Annotated in this window: 15 protein-coding genes and 1 tRNA gene; 8 read left to right on the top strand and 8 right to left on the bottom strand. The window is 38.7% G+C overall.

Annotated features, from left to right (window positions below; translation table 11 throughout):
- The first annotated feature begins 111 nt into the window (after nucleotides 1-111).
- The 5 genes from cphA to E6H07_10055 all read left to right on the top strand — a co-directional run bounded on the left by cphA (nucleotide 112) and on the right by E6H07_10055 (nucleotide 5522).
- Nucleotides 112-2760 carry a cyanophycin synthetase gene (gene cphA / locus E6H07_10075; GenBank protein ID TMI66224.1) on the top strand — a complete coding sequence of 883 codons (2649 nt, stop codon included), beginning with the start codon at nucleotides 112-114 and terminating at the stop codon, nucleotides 2758-2760.
- Between the two features lie 31 nt (nucleotides 2761-2791).
- Nucleotides 2792-3169 carry a four helix bundle protein gene (locus E6H07_10070; protein ID TMI66223.1) on the top strand — a complete coding sequence of 126 codons (378 nt, stop codon included), beginning with the start codon at nucleotides 2792-2794 and terminating at the stop codon, nucleotides 3167-3169.
- 30 nt (nucleotides 3170-3199) lie between these two features.
- A complete protein-coding gene (locus E6H07_10065) occupies nucleotides 3200-4378 on the top strand; it encodes an MFS transporter (GenBank protein ID TMI66222.1) in 1179 nt (392 codons plus the stop codon).
- Between the two features lie 86 nt (nucleotides 4379-4464).
- A complete protein-coding gene (locus tag E6H07_10060) occupies nucleotides 4465-5364 on the top strand; it encodes a hypothetical protein (GenBank protein TMI66221.1) in 900 nt (299 codons plus the stop codon).
- An 84-nt stretch (nucleotides 5365-5448) separates the two neighbouring features.
- A tRNA-Gln gene (locus tag E6H07_10055) sits at nucleotides 5449-5522 on the top strand.
- A gap of 51 nt (nucleotides 5523-5573) precedes the next feature.
- Here the strand turns inward: E6H07_10055 and E6H07_10050 are convergent.
- Complete coding sequence (locus tag E6H07_10050) at nucleotides 5574-6698, bottom strand: TIGR03118 family protein (protein TMI66220.1); 1125 nt, start codon at nucleotides 6696-6698, stop codon at nucleotides 5574-5576.
- A gap of 127 nt (nucleotides 6699-6825) precedes the next feature.
- Here E6H07_10050 and E6H07_10045 point away from each other — a divergent pair, with 127 nt between their 5' ends.
- Nucleotides 6826-8016: an FAD-dependent oxidoreductase gene (locus E6H07_10045; protein TMI66219.1), complete on the top strand. Its 1191-nt coding sequence runs from the start codon at nucleotides 6826-6828 to the stop codon at nucleotides 8014-8016.
- Between the two features lie 45 nt (nucleotides 8017-8061).
- Here the strand turns inward: E6H07_10045 and E6H07_10040 are convergent, their stop codons facing one another.
- On the bottom strand, nucleotides 8062-11310 hold the full coding sequence (locus E6H07_10040; protein TMI66218.1) for a TonB-dependent receptor: 3249 nt from the start codon (nucleotides 11308-11310) through the stop codon (nucleotides 8062-8064).
- Nucleotides 11311-11466: 156 nt separating this feature from the next.
- Here E6H07_10040 and E6H07_10035 point away from each other — a divergent pair, with 156 nt between their 5' ends.
- Nucleotides 11467-12141, top strand: coding sequence for a hypothetical protein (locus E6H07_10035; protein ID TMI66217.1), 675 nt, complete (start codon nucleotides 11467-11469; stop codon nucleotides 12139-12141).
- A 35-nt stretch (nucleotides 12142-12176) separates the two neighbouring features.
- On the opposite strand, the gene rfbD is transcribed toward E6H07_10035, so the two are convergent.
- Genes rfbD through E6H07_10010 form a run of 5 tightly spaced genes read right to left on the bottom strand, consistent with a single transcriptional unit; the run spans nucleotide 12177 to nucleotide 17379 of the window.
- Complete coding sequence (rfbD, locus tag E6H07_10030; GenBank protein ID TMI66216.1) at nucleotides 12177-13037, bottom strand: dTDP-4-dehydrorhamnose reductase; 861 nt, start codon at nucleotides 13035-13037, stop codon at nucleotides 12177-12179.
- A 15-nt stretch (nucleotides 13038-13052) separates the two neighbouring features.
- Nucleotides 13053-13601: a dTDP-4-dehydrorhamnose 3,5-epimerase gene (gene rfbC, locus E6H07_10025; protein ID TMI66215.1), complete on the bottom strand. Its 549-nt coding sequence runs from the start codon at nucleotides 13599-13601 to the stop codon at nucleotides 13053-13055.
- Nucleotide 13602: 1 nt separating this feature from the next.
- Entirely contained in the window at nucleotides 13603-14892 is a 1290-nt protein-coding gene (locus tag E6H07_10020) for a nucleotide sugar dehydrogenase (protein TMI66214.1), read from the bottom strand.
- 7 nt (nucleotides 14893-14899) lie between these two features.
- Nucleotides 14900-16219, bottom strand: coding sequence for a UDP-glucose/GDP-mannose dehydrogenase family protein (locus tag E6H07_10015; GenBank protein TMI66213.1), 1320 nt, complete (start codon nucleotides 16217-16219; stop codon nucleotides 14900-14902).
- A 14-nt stretch (nucleotides 16220-16233) separates the two neighbouring features.
- The gene (locus tag E6H07_10010; GenBank protein TMI66212.1) at nucleotides 16234-17379 is read right to left on the bottom strand and encodes a DegT/DnrJ/EryC1/StrS family aminotransferase; all 1146 of its coding nucleotides are present in this window, start codon (nucleotides 17377-17379) and stop codon (nucleotides 16234-16236) included.
- A 155-nt stretch (nucleotides 17380-17534) separates the two neighbouring features.
- Here E6H07_10010 and E6H07_10005 point away from each other — a divergent pair, with 155 nt between their 5' ends.
- On the top strand, nucleotides 17535-18806 hold the full coding sequence (locus E6H07_10005) for a 3-deoxy-D-manno-octulosonic acid transferase (protein TMI66211.1): 1272 nt from the start codon (nucleotides 17535-17537) through the stop codon (nucleotides 18804-18806).
- Here the strand turns inward: E6H07_10005 and E6H07_10000 are convergent.
- Nucleotides 18779-19483: a hypothetical protein gene (locus E6H07_10000; protein TMI66210.1), complete on the bottom strand. Its 705-nt coding sequence runs from the start codon at nucleotides 19481-19483 to the stop codon at nucleotides 18779-18781. The genes E6H07_10005 and E6H07_10000 overlap by 28 nt on opposite strands.
- Nucleotides 19484-19494 lie beyond the last annotated feature (11 nt).

The raw sequence follows: 19494 nt of genomic DNA, 5'->3' as shown, positions 1-19494 counted from the left end.
GCTGAGTTAAATTGTACTGTACAAGAGTGCGACGCAACGAAAGCTCAATAGTAGTACCCCAGTTGGCTACCTAATTAAAAAAAACTACCTTCCAACCTCAACTTTATTAGTATGAACATCCTCGAAATAAAAGTGCTGAAAGGTCCCAATTACTGGAGTGTGCGGCGGAACAAACTGATCCAGATGAAGCTTGATCTTGAGGAAAAAGAAAACATGCCGACTAATAAAATTCCGGGGTTCAGGGAAAGGCTGGAAAAACTCTTGCCTTCTCTATATGAGCATCGCTGCAGTGTAGGTAAACCCGGTGGTTTTTTTGAACGTGTTGACGAAGGTACCTGGATGGGTCATGTGATAGAACATATCGCATTGGAAATTCAAACACTGGCAGGAATGGATACAGGTTTTGGAAGAACTAGAACTCCTGAAGGTGAAAAAGAAGGTGTGTATTATGTAGTGTTCAGCTATATGGAAGAAGATGCCGGGGTGTATGCAGCAAAAGCATCAGTAAGAATTGCACAAGCATTGATAGATGGGAAAGACTATGACCTTGCCGAAGATATTCAGAACATGCGGGTGATCCGTGAAGATACAAGGCTCGGTCCTTCTACTGGTTGTATTGTAGATGAAGCTGCTAAAAGAGGAATCCCTTTTATAAGATTGAACAAACAAAGTTTGGTACAGTTAGGTTATGGTGTAAACCAGAAACGTATACGTGCCACAATTGCATCTACAACCGGAAATATTGCTGTGGATATTGCTTGTGATAAAGAAGAAACAAAACAGTTGCTTGAAGCAGCGGAGATCCCTGTACCAAGAGGAACAGTAATAAGAACAGAAGAAGGTTTGAAAGAAGCAATTGAAAAATATGGTTATCCATTAGTGATAAAACCAATTGATGGTAATCATGGAAAAGGAAACACGACTAACATCACTACATGGGAGCAAGCCGTAAAAGCATTAGAAGCAGCAAAAGTCTATGGCCGCAATGTGATAATAGAAAAATTCATTACAGGGTTTGATTTTCGTTGTCTTGTTATCAATTATAAATTTATTTGTGCTGCTTTGCGTACACCTGCATCTGTTGTGGGTGATGGGAAGCATGATATCAAATGGCTTATTGAAGAAATCAATAAAGATCCTCGGCGTGGCTATGGTCATGAAAAGGTGCTGACTCAAATTACAATTGACCAGTTTACTCAAAAAATGCTGGATGACGCTAACATTACTTTAGAAACTATTCCTGCAAAAGGTGAAAGAGTATTACTGAAACCAACTGCTAATCTTTCTACCGGTGGCACATCAACCGATGTAACAGATGAAGTGCATCCTGCTAATATCTTCATGTTTGAACGCATTGCAAAAATTATTGGTTTGGATATCTGCGGCATTGATGTAATGGCAACTGATCTGCGAACTCCTGTTTCAGAAAACGGAGGAGCAATACTGGAAGTAAATGCTGCGCCGGGTTTCCGTATGCATATAGAACCGTCAGAAGGATTGGCACGCAATGTTGCCGAACCTGTAGTTGACATGCTGTTTCCAAAAGGAAGTGCTGGAAGAATTCCTATTATCGCAATTACAGGTACAAATGGAAAAACAACTACCACAAGATTAACAGCACATATTGCAAAGAGTGCAGGAAAAAAAGTTGGCTATACGACTTCAGACGGAGTTTATATACAAAATCAACTAATGATGAAAGGTGATTGTACCGGGCCTATCTCATCGCAATTTGTTTTAAAAGATCCGACGGTTGATTTTGCTGTGCTTGAATGTGCAAGAGGCGGAATTTTAAAATCAGGTCTGGCTTTTCAAAATTGCGAAGTTGCAGTAGTAACCAATGTTGCGGCCGATCATATGGGTCTTGGGGGTATACATACACTCGAAGCGATGGGAAAAGTAAAAGCTGTAGTTCCTGAAACAGCTTTTCCACATGGCTATGCAGTCTTGAATGCCGATGATGACCTGGTTTACAAAATGAAAGATGACTTGAAATGCAATATCGCTTTGTTCAGCATGGATGAAAACAATCCAAGAATAAAAGAACATGCAGCAGAAAATGGTTTGAGTTGTGTTTTTGAAAACGGTTTTGTAACAATTATGAAAGGAGCATGGAAAATAAGAGTATTGGATGTAAAGAAAATTCCGTTGACCTATGAAGGCAAGGCTGTACATAATATCAACAACTGTTTACCAGCTGTACTTGCTACTTATTTATTCCGTGATATAACAATTGAAGATATAAGAACCGGTCTGCAAACATTTATTCCAAGCGAAAGTTTGACACCGGGTCGTTTGAACTTTTTCCATTTCAAGAATTTTACTATGCTGGCTGATTTTGCACATAACCCGCATGGCTTAAAACTGCTTTGTGATTTTGTGAGCAAACTGGATTATCCGATGCGTATCGGTGTTATTAGCGGAACGGGTGATAGAAGGGATGAAGACATCCGTGAACTCGGCGAAATATCAGCAAACTATTTTGATGAAATAATTATCCGCTGTGATAAAAATCTCAGGGGAAGAACAGCAGATGAAATAATCGACTTATTGAAAGAAGGAATTGAAAAAGTAAATCCACATATTCCGGTAATGACGATACCCAACGAGGACCAGGCGCTGGATTATATTTATGAAAACCCTAAACAAGGTGCATTATACACTATCATGTGCGATGTTGTAGCAAGAGCATTAGATAAAATAAGAGAACTGAAAGAAAGAGAAGAGAGAGAAGAAAAGCCATTAGCTTTTAGCCGTTAGCCTTTAGAGTTAAAAGTATTAAATAGATTTTATGAGAAATTTCAAGGAACTAAAAATCTGGCAAAAGGGTTTTCAGATTGCTATTAATTGTTTCCGAATTACCGAAACATTTCCTCAACAGGAGAAATTCGGATTAGCCTTGCAGATAAATAAATCGGGTGTGTCTATTCCTTCAAATATTGCTGAAGGCAGCAGCAGAAGCAGCGATAAAGATTATAACCGGTTTATTGAAATTGCTTTAGGCTCTTCATTTGAACTAGAGACCCAGCTTCTGATAGCCCGGGAAGTAAAATACGGTAACCAGGAATTGATCGGAAATACATTAGCCATTTTAACCGAAGAAGAAAAAATGATTACCGCTTTTAGAGAAACTCTTACCACAGCAGAGAAGCCGCAGGCTAAAAGCTAAAGGCTAATTGCTAAAAGCTATATTTACCTAATGACCAAACAAAAAATCGTTCTCTGCTTCACTGTCTTTATAGACATGCTATGCTTTAGCATGCTCTTTCCTGTACTTCCTTATTTTGTAACTGAAATGAAGATGCCGGAAGTGTATGTAGGCATTTGTGTTGCCATTTTTGCCGGAATGAATTTTATTTTTGGACCTCTTTGGGGCGGCATGAGTGATAGAAAAGGACGAAGACCTGTAATGCTGCTGAGTATTTTCATTACACTTTGCTCAAATATCTTACTCAGTTTTGTTTCTAATACAGCTTTATTATTCACTGCCCGGTTGATAGCAGGCGTTGGAAGTGCTAATATCAGTGTAGCGCAGGCTTATATGTCTGATATTTCAACACCGCAAAACCGTACAAAAAATATGGGACTTATCGGCGCCATGTTTGGCTTGGGTTTTATTATCGGACCTTATCTCGGTGGTGTATTTAAAGGCTGGAGTGGCGAAGGTTCTGCTTTTTGGGTTGGGATGGGTGCAGCAATACTTAACGCATTAAATCTTTTAAGCGGCTATTTATTTTTAAAAGAAAGCAACCAGCAAATTGACCCGGATAAGAAAAGAAATTTAAATCCCATCTCTCCCATTCGTAAATGGATAGGCAAACCGGTTTTCAGCCAATTGATGTGGTTATTCTTTTCCTATGTAGTTGCATTCAGCATTATGCAGATCACAAGCGGCTTGTTATGGAAAGAAAAGTATGGGCTAACAATAAAAGAAACTACTTATGTTTTTGCATTTATTGGTATCACATCAGCACTGTTCCAGGGATTATTAGTAGGCAGACTTTCAAAAATATTTTCATCGCGGCAATTAATTATCGGCGGAGCAATCATTATGGCTCTTGGGCTTGCAGCAATACCCCTGCCCCCTAAAGATCTATTTTACCCATGGGAGATCGTAGCCTGCGCCTTTCTTTCTTTTGGTAACTCATGCATCACTCCTGCTGTAACAGCCTGGCTTAGCCGCATAGCGCCACCGGTGCATGTAGGCCAGGTTCTTGGCGCCAATCAAAGTTTTTCATCACTTGCAAGAGTAATTGGCCCGCCATTAGGAACATCTATGTTCTCAAGTCATCATAGCCTTCCTTTTTTCATTAGCGGAATGATCATGGTCCTTCCACTTTTTATCATCTCCCGTTTTCTGAATAAGACACATGAATAATTTTTCTTAAAAAAATTACTCCTAACGGGGTATTGTCTTGTGCGGGTAATGAGTTTAACTTTCAAAGTATAAATCAAACTCATTTTATGCCATCCTCTCTCACCACCCGTATTAATAATATTCAATCATCGATTGGCGTAACTCAATCCGGAGTTTTTGACAACGCTACTTGTATTGAACTGCTAAGCCGTGGTGGTAAAACAGCTAACACAACAGATTTGAAAACACTTATCAAAATGGTGCAGCGTATGGTAAACACTGATGATGACGGTGTACCTGGTTCAGAAACTGTTACAAAAATAGAAGCATTAATTGCACCGGTTTTACCCAAACCACCAGCCGGTGCATCAATGGTATTATCTAAAAAAAGTATTGATGCGTTGATCGCTTTTGAAGTAACATCAAAAGCTTTTTATGAACAGAAATATCAATCACCAATCTGGCCGGGTGGTGAAAGTGGTGTGACAATTGGGATCGGTTATGATCTCGGTTTTTATACAACAAAACAAATAACAGAGACCTGGGGTCCGCTGGTTTCAGCTTCTGATCTGCAACTATTGATAAGTGTAAAAGGCAAAACCGGTTTAAATGCAAAAGCTGCATTACCACCTGTTAAGCAGGTCAAAATTCCTTTTGATACAGCTATAAGAGCTTTTCATTTTTTTACATTACCTGAATTTGCAGGCAAAACCAAAAGACGCTATCCGGGAGTACAAAAACTTCCGCCCGATGCACAAGGAGCATTAGTAAGTTTGGTGTACAACCGCGGAACAAGCATTGAAGGTGACCGAAGAAGGGAAATGAAAAACATAATTAATCTGGTTGCTGCCGAAAACCTGAATGGTATTGCAACACAGATCAGAAATATGAAAAGACTATGGGATCCTCAAAAACAGGGAGGATTGATAACCCGAAGGGAAAAAGAAGCTCAAATGGTGGAAAACGCCAGCTTTAACATCTTGCCTGAAGACCAGGTAATCGTGTAAATATTCTGAAACTTTTCAAATTGCCTTTGGCCAAAAAGAGGTCAACCCTTATTTTTGCACCCCAACAGAAATGTTGAGTGAGTTTGACCCATGGTGTAATGGTAGCACTACTGATTTTGGTTCAGTCAGTTAAGGTTCGAATCCTTATGGGTCAACAAAAAGCTACTGAATCTCAGTAGCTTTTTTTATTATAAAGAAATGGCTTGCATTTATTGATCAGCCCGGGTTATATACCCAAATAATCCTTCTTCTTCATCATCCGGACCTGCCGCAAAATAAAGCCAGTTGGGATTGATCGCTGTTGCGGTTGGCGGTGCAAATGAGATTCCCCACAATCCTTCAATTACAATTGGATTTCCGCTTGCACGAAGCTGCCCCAGGAAATTTCCATTTTCATCAAATGCATTGATCCGTCCATCGCCAAAATTTCCAATAAGGATCACATTAGCAGTAGCCGCAGTTCCCCAAAAACTGGCCGGAGCTTTGGCTATTCCCCATGGCGCATTTAACTGCCCTCTTGATGCAAATCGTTGCAGCAATGATCCATCAGGATTGTAAATATCAACATACCCATTACCCGGGCCCGGTTCTTCTTCACCTACACCTTGTTTGGCATACATTACATATAGTTTGTTGCCAATGTTCTGGATATTAAAAGGCGCATAACCTGCAGGCAGATCATCATCCTCAAATTCCATATCTACTTCGTGCCATGCAGTATCATATACTTCAATTTCGTTATCCTTAAAATTAGCGACATACAAAAAACTATCCGCACCATTGCGGGCAATGGCAATACCGAGATAAGGATCGCCGGGATCATTAATAACTCTTACAGCAGCTGCTCCTCCATTCCAACCAGAAATAACTCCATCTGCACCGGCAAAAATGAAACGAGCTGGGTTGCGATTGGGAAGTCTAAAACCTCTGCCCGCATTAAATACCTGGCCAGTTGGATGACCACCAGTATTTGCAGTAGGTGAAGGAATAGCAACAGCTGCAAGTACCTGGCCGCCATCCTTATTATATACAGTGCTTACACCAGTGGCTTCTGCAGAAATCCAAATCGTACCGGTAGGACTGATCGCAATTCCCCAACCGTTAACCATTAGCGGATCAATTCTTACAGGGTCATACTCGTTATTATTACCCACAAGATTGACTTGCATAAAATTCTTTAAGCTTTTGGAATCCTTGTCTGCAATAGATTGCTCAGCTTGTGCATCCTGCCTTATCTCTTTTTTACATGCTTGAAGCGAGATAAATAATCCTAAGATGATAATTGAAAGTGGTGGAAGAAATGACATGGTGGCTTTCTGAAAAATGTTTGTCATAAAAAGCCATTTTAAATGAATAGATATTTATTGTATCGAAATAATAGGTTAGCAAGTTGCTTTGAGTTAATAATCATAATTACTTTTATAGAAGTACAAACAATAAAGAGCTAACTCTAATTGCAATATGAAGCATTATGATTTTTTGATTATTGGTGCCGGTATTTTTGGCGTTACAACGACAGTTGAATTATGCAAAAGAAAATATTCTGTTGCTGTTTTAAATCCCGGAAAAATTCCTCATCCGCTAGCGGAGTCCACCGATATCAGCAAGATCATCCGTATGGAATACGGAACTGATATTGAGTACATGCAAATGGTAGAAGAATCATTACCTGTATGGCGTGAATGGAATGATCTGTTCAATGAACAACTTTACCATGAAGTTGGGTTTCTGCTGTTATCTAAAAACAATTTTGAAAATGATTCATTAAGTTTTGAAGCAGCCAGCTTTTCAAATCTTATTAAAAAGGGATACAAGCCTGAAAGATTAACACAACAGGATATTGCAAAATTTTATCCTGCGATCAATGCTGAAAAATATATTGATGGATTTTATCATCGCATTGGCGGCTATGCTGAATCTGGTAAACTCGTTGAAAGACTTACTGACTATGCAAGACAATCGGGTTGTGAAATTTTCGAAGAACAAACTGCAAATGAAATTCTCATTTCAAATCAGAAAGCTATTGGTGTAAAGACAAAAGAAGGAAAAATTTTTAATGCAGGACATGTGATCGTTTGCGCAGGAAATCTTTCGCATGTTCTTATTCCTGCTTTAAAGCCATATATAAAAATTACGGGGCATCCTGTTTTTCACATCGATCCTTCACAACCTGAACTGTTCAATGCAGAAAAATTTCCAGTTCTTGCTGCAGATATTTCCAATACAGGTTGGTATGGTTTTCCGTTTCATCCAAAAGCAAACGTGGTAAAATTGGCTAATCATGGAAAAGGAATAGAACTCACTGACCCGGAACATGATGAACGTGTAGTGTATGAATCAGACATCAACCATTTAAAAAACTTCTTAAACGAATCGATTCCTTCATTGGCTAATGACAAAATTGTTTACACAAGAAGATGCTGCTACACGGATACATTAGATGGGCATTTCTGGATAGACAATCATCCCGAAATAAAAAATCTTACGATCGGAACCGGTGGCAGCGGACATGCATTTAAAATGGGGCCTGTTATTGGTGATATGATCGCAACTATTGCGGAAGGAAAGAATCATAAATGGTCTGGCCGTTATCGTTGGCGGCATTTGGATAAATCAGATAAGAATAAAGAAGAAGCAAGATTTAAAAAATAGAAACCTGTTCAATTATCTGAACAGGTTTCTTGTATAATCAACATTCTAAAAATTATATCTCAATCCAAATTGCAATTGCCAGCGGCTCTGCAGATCGGGACTATCAATAAATGTACTTTTGTTTGAAGGATCGAATTGGTAAACCGGGCTGTTGTTATTATAGTTTACAGAAAGCGGCTGATAGAAACCAGAAGTAGTCGCATATTTACGAACACCCCAATTACTGTTTATCATATTCCCAAGATTAACAAGGTCAATACTGAACTGGAGAGATCGTCCTTTTTCCTTGCTCAATATAAGATCCTGTAGAATTCTAACATCCACCTGGCTATACCAGGGAGTAACGCCGCCATATTTCTCTGTGTATAGTCCTCTTCTTTCACTCAGGTATTCATCCTGGAGAATAAAATCTTTCAATCCTTGTCTTTGTGCTGCCGCAGATATAGTATTTCCGTCTACATCTACTAACGAAGCAAAAGCCATTGCATCAATTTCTCCAACAGTTGGAACATATAACAGATCATTGGTAGCAGTTCCATCATTATTAATATCACCACCATACACATATGCAAAACGGTTACCTGAGGTCCATGAGCCAAACAAGGAAATTGTTGTTGCCCATTTTTTATTATGACCATAATCGAACTTGCGTGAAGCAGCTACAATACTGCGATGTGTATTTCCATACAAAGAAGGAGTAAGAATGGCTTCGTTTGCATTATTCAATATTGGGTTGCGGTCAAATGCATCACTTGAAATTTCTGCCGAAATAGAGCTTGCATCTTTTGCAACCAGGTAATTATAAGCAGCCATTACGGTTAGCCCTTTAGCGAAAGTTCTTTGGAGCTGCAGCGTCCAGTTAAATTGGTAGCCTACATCTGTATTAGTAAATACGTACGCATTGGCTGCACCCTGGTTAGCTGCAAGGTAAATATTACGTCTGTCGCCAGTACCTGAATTCAACGTTCCGGTTGGAGTACCTAATTTATAATTACGTACCATCATCGCTTTCACATCTTTTGTATAAGAAATATCTGTTGTTATGATCCATCCTGGATTTGTACGAATATCAATTCCAAGATTTGAACGCCATATCTGTGGCCATCGGAAATTGTGATCAGTAGCATTATAGAAAAAGCTGAATGGATTTCCTATATGATTACCCAACCATACAAATGGAAAACGTCCGGAAAATAATCCTGAGCCGCCGCGTATTTGGAATTTTTTATCTCCGCTAGCATCCCAGTTAAATCCAAATCGTGGTGAAAATAAAGGTTTGCCTGTTGGCAGCCTTGTATTGTCGAGATCTTTGCCGGGTCCATTGGTAACTGGTTTACCATCTTTATCAAATAATGTAAGGTTATCACTATTCTGTACAGTTGGTGATGCTGTCAGGTTAGACCCAGCGTAAGTTCCATCGCCATTAAAATTGGGAAAATCAACACTGAATTTTTTTTCAAAATAAATAGGCTTATCAATACGGAGTCCCAATGTCATTCTAAAATTTGGAGTAACCTGCCATTCATCCTGTCCATAAAGAGCAAACTGGCCAACGGTGAGATAATACCATGACCAGCGATCCGCAACAGCACGGTTCCTTGCATAGTTTACATCCACATCAAGCGGGTAAGCCCCAAATACCAATTTTCCGCTAACTGGTACACTATCTTTGAATGTTTGAATATCGCTATCCCAAAATACTGTAGGGCCATAACCAGTCAGGTTAAATGAATTTCCAAATTTGAAAGTCTCGAGTGATGCACCAATTGTAACGGTATGTTTGTTGGCAAATATCTGGAAATCGTTTGTTGCCTGGAAAGCATCCTGATTCAGGCGATTGTAAATTGAAAAAGGTTCATGACCTGCAACAATATATCTTGTATTATTCTTGGAAATATTTACAACGGGGAAAGGCGCTGAAAATGGATTACGGCTATCTCTAAAAGTTGTGTAGATCACCCTCAGCTTATTTGCATTACCACTTTTGAAATTTGATTTCAACTCAGCAGCAAAATTGTGCAGATCATTCACGATCTCGTAACCTGAGTTTTGAAATTGCAATGTTGTATAATCAGGACCCCGGCGACCGATGGCACTCGGGTGTGCAGGTTTCTCTTTCCTTGCACTTAATCCATTATAAGTAAATGCGAGTTTATGAACACTGTTGATATTCCAATCCAATTTTGCCATCCATTTATAGTTATCTTGATTATGTGTGAACCCCTGGTAATCGCCGGTCTCATAATTAAATTTCGATTTTAAAATGCTTCTTACCGCCTGCATATCGGATTCCAGTACACGGGATGTATTTGAATTGCCACCGTTGCTTGCATTGCGTGTAACATAGCTTGTAGCCTCATCTGTTCTTTGTTCGGTTTCAAAACTTAAAAAATAAAAAAGTTTATTTTTCTTTAAAGCACCCCCAAAAGCAAAGCCGCCCTGAAATTGTGTTAGATCAGGAACAACCTGTTTGTGTCCTGAAACTTCTCTGCCAGTAAATGTTTCTGTACGGTAAAATGCATAAGCCGTTCCTGAAAATTTATTACTCCCGGATTTAGTAACGGTATTTACCCCCGCACCGGTAAAGCCAGCTTGTGTTATATCATAGGGTGCAATATTTACCTGGATCTGTTCAATTGCATCCAATGAAATAGGTTGCGCATTGGTTTGCCCGCCCGGGCCCGGTGCATCTAACCCAAATGGATTATTAAAAATTGCCCCGTCCAGTGAGAAATTGTTATACTGCCCGTTTCTCCCGGCAAATGACATTCCATTGTAAGTAGCAGAAGCAGATGGTGTAAATCTTAAAAAATCTTCTGTAGAACGGGAAATAGAGGGCATTGTTCTTAATTGCCTATTTGAAATATTTGTAGAAGGCCCTGTTCTTTTATTATCAAAAACACTTGAACGGGCAACTACTACCACGTTAGCAATGGTTTGTTCTTTTTCTTCCATTACAACATCAATGCTGTTGTTTAATCCCAGGTCGAGCACTACATTTTCAGTTGTAACTTTTTTATAGCTTACATGTTCAATCGTTACTACATAAGGACCTCCCGCACGAAGATTGGGCACAGTAAATCTTCCATCTGATTTTGTAATTACTATTTGTTTGATTCCTGCATCTGCAAATTCTACAGTAACTGTCACCGATTGCAGCGCTTCACCTTTTGAGTCTTTAACATAGCCGCTTAAAGTGGCTGTTGTTATCTGTGCGGATGCAATTGCAGCAGATAAAATGATCAGTACAATTGTGAATAATAATTCCTGGATTCGGTGGTTAGATTTTCGCATAAAGGACAGTTTGGTACAAATGAAAGGCAATTTTTTTGAAAAACCCGTTTGCGATAGAGCTTGTGTATAACTGAAGTTAGATTTTTTTTGGGGGAAATATGAGTAACAATCGAGTTATATTTTTTCCTAATTTAGGTATTGCTCAAAAAAATAAACATGAAAATCTTATTGTTTGCAGTTTGTCTTGTACTCAGTAATATAATCATTGGCCAGGATTGTAATTATTATTTTTTGCAGGATAATAAAACGATCGAACAGACTTTTAAAAATAAAAAAGGAAAGGAAACCGGCAAACAGGTTTATACTATTTCAAATGTTTCTAAATCCGGAACTGCTACAACTGGAACTGTTAACTCAGAATTTTTTAGTGATAAAGGAAAGAGCATTTCCAAAGCAACTAATAATGTAAAATGTGTAGCAGGTGTTTTAATGATGGATATGAAGTTATTTATTCCATCGGCACAGCAGGAACAAATGGGAACTGCTACCGCTACAGCAAGTGATGTTTATCTTGAATATCCTGTAAACATGAACGAAGGTGACGCACTGAAAGATGGGCAGTTCAGTATGGATTATAAAAGTACGAGCGGAATGTCGGGTAGTGTAAGCGTAAACATTACCGAACGTAAAGTTTTAGGCAAGGAAAGTGTAACCACTCCTGCAGGCACATGGGATTGTTTTAAAATTTCATCCAATCAGAAAATGAATATTAAAATTTCCGGCATTAGCATTCCCGTAAAAGCTGATGTGATCGAATGGTTTGCTCCGGGTTTTGGTGTGATAAAGAGTGATGCGAATGGCGCTACTGCTGAAATAACTTCAATAAAATAAATTTCCAGGTAAATATTCTACAGGCATGACAAGATTCATGCCTTTTTTATTTTTTCAATACAAATAGCAAGGCTGTCTTTCCAGTTTTTTAAACTGATCCCAAATGACTGTTGAATTTTATTTTTATCTAAAACAGAATAGGCCGGTCTTTTTGCTGGTGTAGGATAAGCTGATGTTGGAATCGGATTGACTTTACAATTGCTCCGGGTTATTTCTTTTATTGCAACTGCAAAATCATACCAGCTAATTATTCCTTCGTTAGAGAAATGATAAATGCCGGGTATCCATTTGACAGTGATTTGTAAAATTACTTCGGCCAGATCTGCTGCATAAGTTGGCGAACCCACCTGGTCACTTACAACATTAACTTCAGTTTTTTCACACATGAGCTTCATCATCGTTCTTACAAAGTTTTTTCCAAACTCACTATACACCCATGATGTGCGGAGAATGATCGATTCTGGGTTCAATTGCATTGCCTGCTTCTCCCCCTCCAGCTTTGATGAACCATAAACTGATTGCGGATTAGTTGGCGTATCTTCTTTATAGGGTGTGGATGCATTGCCATCAAAAACATAATCCGTTGATATATGAATAAACCTGCAATCATTTTCTTTACACACTGCTGCCAGTACGCCTACTGCTTCTGCATTTACCTGCATGGCCAGATCTTTTTCCTGTTCGGCCCGGTCCACTGCAGTATAAGCTGCAGCGTTGATAAGAAAGGAAGGCTTATGAATTTTGAAATAGTTTCTCACCATTTCAAAATGATGAATAGGTAAATCTTCTCTTGATAAAAAAATAAAATCAAGCTGTGGATAAGATGGAGCTAATTGTTTTAATTCTTTTCCCAACTGGCCATTGGCTCCGGTTACAAGTATTTTTGGTTGGGCCATTATTAAATCTATGAATTAAAAATTATTCTTACAATCAGCCAGCAGAGGCAATGCTTCGTCTTTATCTGAAACTATTTCCTTACCGGCCGGTATGCGCCAATCGATTTTCAATGCCGGATCATTATAAATTATACCTCCTTCGGTTTCTCTATTGTAAAACTCATTGCATTTATACAACATTTCAGCTTTTTCACTCAGTACAGAAAAACCATGGGCAAAACCTCCGGGAATAAAAAGCTGTTTTTTGTTTTTTGCTGATAACTCAATTGCATAAGAATGTCCATAGGTCGGCGATGTCTTTCTAATATCTACTACCACGTCCAGTATCTCACCAACCAACACTCTTACAAGTTTTACCTGTGCATACGGGTTGAGCTGGTAATGCAATCCCCGGATAACTCCATAAGAAGATAAGGATTGATTATCCTGCACCCAATGAAAATTTACCCCAGCTGACTTAAATGTGTTTTCATTATATGACTCAAAGAAAAAACCACGGCTATCTTCAAAAACCTTTGGCTCGAAGATCAATACATCTTTTAAAGGTGTTACGCTGAATGACATATTATAAACTCCAGTATTGTCGGTTTGAAATTTTATTACGGTAAATTCCTTTGAGGTCAGCAATCATTGCATGTGGTTTTGTAATAGAAGCAAAATAATCGTCACCCAGTTCCTTGTAATCATTATGGGGAACTGTTATAATCACTGCATCATAATCAGTTGAAACTTTGTCTACCAATCCAAAACCATATTCATGTTTCAATTCATCTGAATCTGCATACGGGTCTTCCACTTCTACGTTTACATAATATGACTCCAGCGCCTTTACAACATCCGCTACTTTGGAATTACGGATATCACTTACATTTTCTTTAAAAGTTGCTCCCTTTACCAGCACTTTTGCCTTCTTTACATCGTCTGTATTTTTAATAAGATGCTGTACGATGGTTTTTGCAACATACTTAGCCATATTATCATTAATGTTTCTTCCGGCTAATATCACTTCAGCATCATACCCCAGTTCATTTGCTTTATAAGTAAGATAATAAGGATCCACGCCGATACAATGTCCGCCTACGAGTCCCGGTTGAAATTTCAGGAAATTCCATTTTGTTCCGGCAGCTTCTAAAACTTCATAGGTGTTTATGCCCATCATATTAAAAATGATAGATAGTTCATTCATTAAAGCAATATTCAAATCCCGTTGAGTGTTCTCAATGATTTTTGCTGCCTCCGCTACTTTAATTGAAGAAGCCCGGTGCACACCGGCTTTCACTACAAGCTCATATGTCTTTGCAATGTCTTCAAGCGATGTTGCATCACAACCGGATACCACTTTTATTATAGACGAAAGCGTATGATTTTTATCTCCCGGATTAATTCTTTCAGGAGAATAACCCAACTTAAAATCAGTAATATTTTTTAACCCGGATAATTTTTCAATGATGGGCAAACAATCTTCTTCCGTACAACCCGGATAAACTGTTGACTCAAAAACAACATAATCTCCTTTCTTTACTACTTTACCAACTGTCTCAGATGCTTTTTTTACCGGTGTTAAGTCAGGAACATTATGCTCATCGACAGGAGTGGGTACAGCGACAATAAAAAACTTCGCTTCACGTAACAAATCAAGGGAAGTAGTAAATGTAATATCACAACCTTCAAATGCCTGTTTTTCCAGTTCATTACTAGGGTCGATACTATTACGCATCATCTCAATTCGCTTTTCACTTATATCAAATCCTATAACCGAGATTTTCTTTGCAAATTCCAAAGCGATTGGAAGGCCTACATAGCCAAGTCCAATCACTGCCAGTTTAGATTTTCCGTCAACCAGTTCCTGATACATTTAGTCTTTATTTTTTAAGGGTAACGACAGGCCTGCCAATACATTCATAATAAAATCCGAGTTCATTCATTTTCCCGGTACTATACATATTGCGGCCATCAAAAATTGTTTTCGATTTTAATAAACTTCCAATCCTTTCAAAGTCCGGTGAACGGAACTCTCCCCACTCAGTTGCAATGATCAATGCATCACAACCCATCAGCACTTCATATTGGCTGCTACCATATTCAATTCTGTCTTTAAATTCAAGCTTTGCATTATTCATTGCTTCCGGATCAAAGGCAGCTATGGCGGCGCCTGCCTGTAAAAGTTCCTCGATCATATATTTTGCCGGTGCTTCACGAAAATCATCTGTATTGGGTTTAAAGGATAATCCCCATATTGCCAGCTTCTTTCCTGCAAGGTTATTATTGAAATATTTTTTTATTCTCGACACCAATGCAACCCGCTGAAGGTTGTTTACTTCCGTTACAGCTTTTAGTATTTTAAAAGGATAACCTGCTTCACCGGCAGAATGTATCAACGCTTTTACATCTTTCGGAAAACAACTACCACCAAAACCTATACCGGGAAACAAAAATCGTTGACCAATCCTGTCATCGGCTCCCATTGCTCTTCTTATTAGATCAACGTCTGCCCCAACTCTTTCACATAATTGGGCAATCTCGTTCATGAATGTAATTTTTGTTGCCAGAAAAGTATTAGCAGCATATTTAGTTAGTTCGGCAGTTCGTTCATCCATAAAAAAAACAGGATTTCCTTTACGAACAAAAGGCTCATAAAGTTCAGTCATCAGTTTTTTTGCCCGTTCAGATTGAGTGCCGATCACAATCCTGTCTGGCCGCATAAAATCTTCCACTGCCAGCCCTTCTCTTAAAAATTCAGGGTTGCTGATCACATCAAATTCTCCTTTATAATTTTTTGCAATAGCAGCTTTCACTTTTTCGGCTGTACCTACCGGCACAGTACTTTTGTTTACAATAACATGATATGAGCTGATCAGTTTTCCCAGATCTTCAGCTACTTTCAATATATAAGTTAAATCTGCAGAGCCATCTTCTCCCGGTGGAGTAGGTAAAGCAAGCATGATTAGCTGAGCCCCTTGAATTCCTTCTTCTAAACTTGTAGTAAATTTTAGTCGACCTTCCCGCCTGTTGCGCAGGTATAATCCTTCCAGCCCTCTTTCAAAAATTGTGATCTCCCCTGCATTTAGTTTATCTACTTTTTTTTCATCTACATCAATGCAGGTAATAGTGTTACCGGTTTCAGCAAGGCATGTGCCGCTAACCAACCCGACATATCCTGTTCCTACAACTGCGATCTTCATTTCAGGTTTGAATTTTATTGATTAATGTAATCTAAAATTTTTGATGTAATAAAGCCGAGTTGTTCATGATCCAGCTCTGTATGCATTGGCAACGAAATTACTCTTTCTGTTAGCCAATCAGTAATCGGCAAAGAGATATCCTGCTTTGCAAATGTCTCAAACATTTTTTGCTGATGTCCCGCTACCGGGTAATAGATCATGGCAGGAATTGAATGTTTTGCCAAATACTCTTTCAATCCGTTTCTAAAATCACTTGCATTCTCTTTTACATTCAGCACAATGGTGTATTGGTGAAACACATGCTTTGAATAGGCAGCCCTGAAAGGAGTAATTATTTTTTCATTGCCAGCAAAAGCCTTGTCGTAGAAATCAGCTGCCTTTCTTCTTTCATCAGCATATTCATCGAGGTGTTTCAATTTAATATTCAATACAGCTGCCTGGATGGAATCGAGCCGGCTGTTGCAACCAACCACGTCATGGTAATACTGTTTGCTCTGCCCGTGATTAGCAATCATTTTCATTTTAGCAGCTAGTTCATCGTCGTTAGTGAACAAGGCCCCACCATCACCAAAACCACCTAAATTTTTAGAAGGATAAAATGAAGTAGCGCCTACATGACCAATTGAACCGGTTTTCTTTTTAGTTCCATCTTTAAAAATATATTCACTGCCGATGGCCTGGGCAGTGTCTTCTATCACAAATAAATTAAATTCTTTTGCAATTGCCATTATTTCTTCCATTGGTGAAGACTGTCCGTATAGATGAACCGGTACAATTGCTTTTGTTTTTGGTGTGATTGCTTTGCGGATAGAGGCTGCTTCTACACAGAATGATTTTTTATCTACCTCAACAAAAACCGGTGTAAGCCTCAATAAAGCGATCACTTCTGTTGTAGCAATATAAGTAAAGGAAGGAGTGATAACTTCATCGCCGGGTTGCAAACCGAGAGCCATCATTGCAATCTGCAAGGCATCGGTTCCGTTAGCGCAGGGTATTGTATGTTTTACACCAACATAAGCAGAAAGCGCCGCTGCAAATTCATGAACAGGTTTACCATTAATAAAAGCCGAGCTTTCGATTACATCTAATACAGCCCTATCCACTTCAGATTTAATTTTCTGGTACTGGGTTTTTGTATCTACCATCTGGATCGGTCGCATTGGAATGGGTTGTAATTTAAAGTGCCGCCTGCCCGTACCGAATCATTAATACGCATCATTTCCTAAATTGGTACGTTCGGGCGGGCAAAAATAGTAAAATACAGGTAGTTTAGACGTTTGCTTTTACTTTTGCCGGATATCTAAATACACCCCTATTGTTTGTTTTTCTCTACAATATTTTCTTACTGCTGTTCCGGGCCGGTACTCATATCGCCTCGCTATTTAATCCTAAGGCAAAAAAATGGGTAAGTGGGCGGAAAGATATTTTTGAAAACCTGGAAGCTGCTATTCCAAAAGATGAGAAAATAATCTGGATGCATTGCGCTTCGTTAGGTGAGTTTGAACAAGGAAGACCCGTATTAGAAAAATTAAAGGAACAAGGTACCGGACACAAGATTTTGCTTACTTTCTTTTCCCCTTCAGGGTATGAAGTGCAGAAGAACTATAAAGGCGCCGATTGGGTTTTTTATTTGCCAATGGATGGTGCCAGTAATGCCAGGCAGTTTCTTGAGATCGTTCATCCTTCGTTGGTGATTTTTGTGAAATATGAATTCTGGTATTACTATTTGAAAAAAATAAAGTACCGGGAGATTCCCTTCATATTGGTTTCTGCTATTTTCAGAAAAGATATGAGATCATTTAAATGGTTTGGCGGATTGCAGCTTAAAATGCTTTCACGTTTCAATCATATTTTTTTACAAAATGAAAGTTCAAAACAGATGCTGGATGAACTGGGGGCCGAGAAAAATTATTCAGTCGCTGGTGATACACGGTTCGATAGAGTGATTGAAATTGCCGACAATTTTAAACCTATTGAAAATATTGAGCATTTTTGTAAAGGAAAAAAAGTTTTAGTAGCAGGCAGTACCTGGCCGGAAGATGAAATAATACTTTCTACAGTTACAGAAACTTTAAACAGCAATGATATAATGTTGATCATTGCCCCGCATGAAATAACAGAAAATCATTTAGCAGAAATAAAAAAATTATTTCCCGGGTCCATCAACTACTCTCATCTCACAACTGACAACCCGATAGCTATCGGGTCACAACCGGCAACTCAACTCATAATCGACAATGTAGGCATGCTTGCAAGACTTTATCACTATGCACATATCACATTTGTCGGTGGCGGCTACAAACCAACCGGTGTACATAATGTAACCGAAGCAGCAGTATATGGCAAACCTGTTTTAATGGGTCCCTATATTTCAAAATACATAGAAGCGGTTGAACTGGTAAAAACCGGTGGCGGTAGTGTAATAAAAAATGCTGATGAATTAAATAAGGTAATTAATGAATTAGTGCTGGATAAAAATAAATACCATCATTCATGTGAAGCTTCATTTAAATATATAAGGGAAAATGCCGGGGCAGTAAAAAAGATACTCAACTATATTCAGGTAAATCGCCTTTTAACCAATTGATAGAAATGTGCAGCAGTTTCGCTGTCATCATTCCAGCCCAGTTTTACTTTTAATTCACGATTGATCCAGTATTCAGCCTCAGGATAGATATTAAAACTGTTGATCGTTTTAATGCAGCGTTCATACATGTTTTCATCTCCCCTGAATAATTCATTGATAAAAAGAAACCGGTCGTTGATACCAACTGCCTTTCTCAAATCTCTAACAGGAGTTTCCTTCAGAATTTGCATAAGCTCTGTTTTCCCATATTTCAATTTATCATTCAGCGATTCAGGCCCATTCAACATCGAATCATTTATCTCCTTTTCTTTTGGCTGGTGTGACAAAGTCGGTATTTCAGTCATCGGATCAAATACCATATCAAGCTGACCGTTTTTCTGCAATTTGGAAATCGCCCCGTTATCAACCAATATTGTTTCTTTTACTTCATGCACTAACGGTTTATCCTGCACAGGTTTAGGAAAATATCTTTCATGTTCGGATGGCATGGTAATAACCGGTGTTGTACGGGGGAGCATAACAGCTACTTTAGGCGTACCCAGCATTTGCTCTTTTCCTGATTGCATCGATTGAAGCTCAGCCGAAAGGATCTGAATAGTGATGAGCATCTGGTCAGGTGTGGCATTTTGTTCTGCCTGTTCTTTTAATTTATTTATTAAAGAATCAATTCGCTCCATTATGCTACATT

Source organism: Bacteroidota bacterium (assembly GCA_005882315.1).
GTDB lineage: Bacteria > Bacteroidota > Bacteroidia > Chitinophagales > Chitinophagaceae > VBAR01.
Note: the sequence above shows the minus strand (reverse complement) of the source record. Positions and strands in the feature narration are given on the sequence as shown.

Bases quoted from the DNA above. Each gene is read 5' to 3' on its own strand.
- cphA (TMI66224.1), top strand. From the start codon at position 112: ATGAACATCCTCGAAATAAAAGTGCTGAAAGGTCCCAATTACTGGAGT.
- E6H07_10070 (TMI66223.1), top strand. From the start codon at position 2,792: ATGAGAAATTTCAAGGAACTAAAAATCTGGCAAAAGGGTTTTCAGATT.
- E6H07_10065 (TMI66222.1), top strand. From the start codon at position 3,200: ATGACCAAACAAAAAATCGTTCTCTGCTTCACTGTCTTTATAGACATG.
- E6H07_10060 (TMI66221.1), top strand. From the start codon at position 4,465: ATGCCATCCTCTCTCACCACCCGTATTAATAATATTCAATCATCGATT.
- E6H07_10050 (TMI66220.1), bottom strand. From the start codon at position 6,698: ATGACAAACATTTTTCAGAAAGCCACCATGTCATTTCTTCCACCACTT.
- E6H07_10045 (TMI66219.1), top strand. From the start codon at position 6,826: ATGAAGCATTATGATTTTTTGATTATTGGTGCCGGTATTTTTGGCGTT.
- E6H07_10040 (TMI66218.1), bottom strand. From the start codon at position 11,310: ATGCGAAAATCTAACCACCGAATCCAGGAATTATTATTCACAATTGTA.
- E6H07_10035 (TMI66217.1), top strand. From the start codon at position 11,467: ATGAAAATCTTATTGTTTGCAGTTTGTCTTGTACTCAGTAATATAATC.
- rfbD (TMI66216.1), bottom strand. From the start codon at position 13,037: ATGGCCCAACCAAAAATACTTGTAACCGGAGCCAATGGCCAGTTGGGA.
- rfbC (TMI66215.1), bottom strand. From the start codon at position 13,601: ATGTCATTCAGCGTAACACCTTTAAAAGATGTATTGATCTTCGAGCCA.
- E6H07_10020 (TMI66214.1), bottom strand. From the start codon at position 14,892: ATGTATCAGGAACTGGTTGACGGAAAATCTAAACTGGCAGTGATTGGA.
- E6H07_10015 (TMI66213.1), bottom strand. From the start codon at position 16,219: ATGAAGATCGCAGTTGTAGGAACAGGATATGTCGGGTTGGTTAGCGGC.
- E6H07_10010 (TMI66212.1), bottom strand. From the start codon at position 17,379: ATGCGACCGATCCAGATGGTAGATACAAAAACCCAGTACCAGAAAATT.
- E6H07_10000 (TMI66210.1), bottom strand. From the start codon at position 19,483: ATGGAGCGAATTGATTCTTTAATAAATAAATTAAAAGAACAGGCAGAA.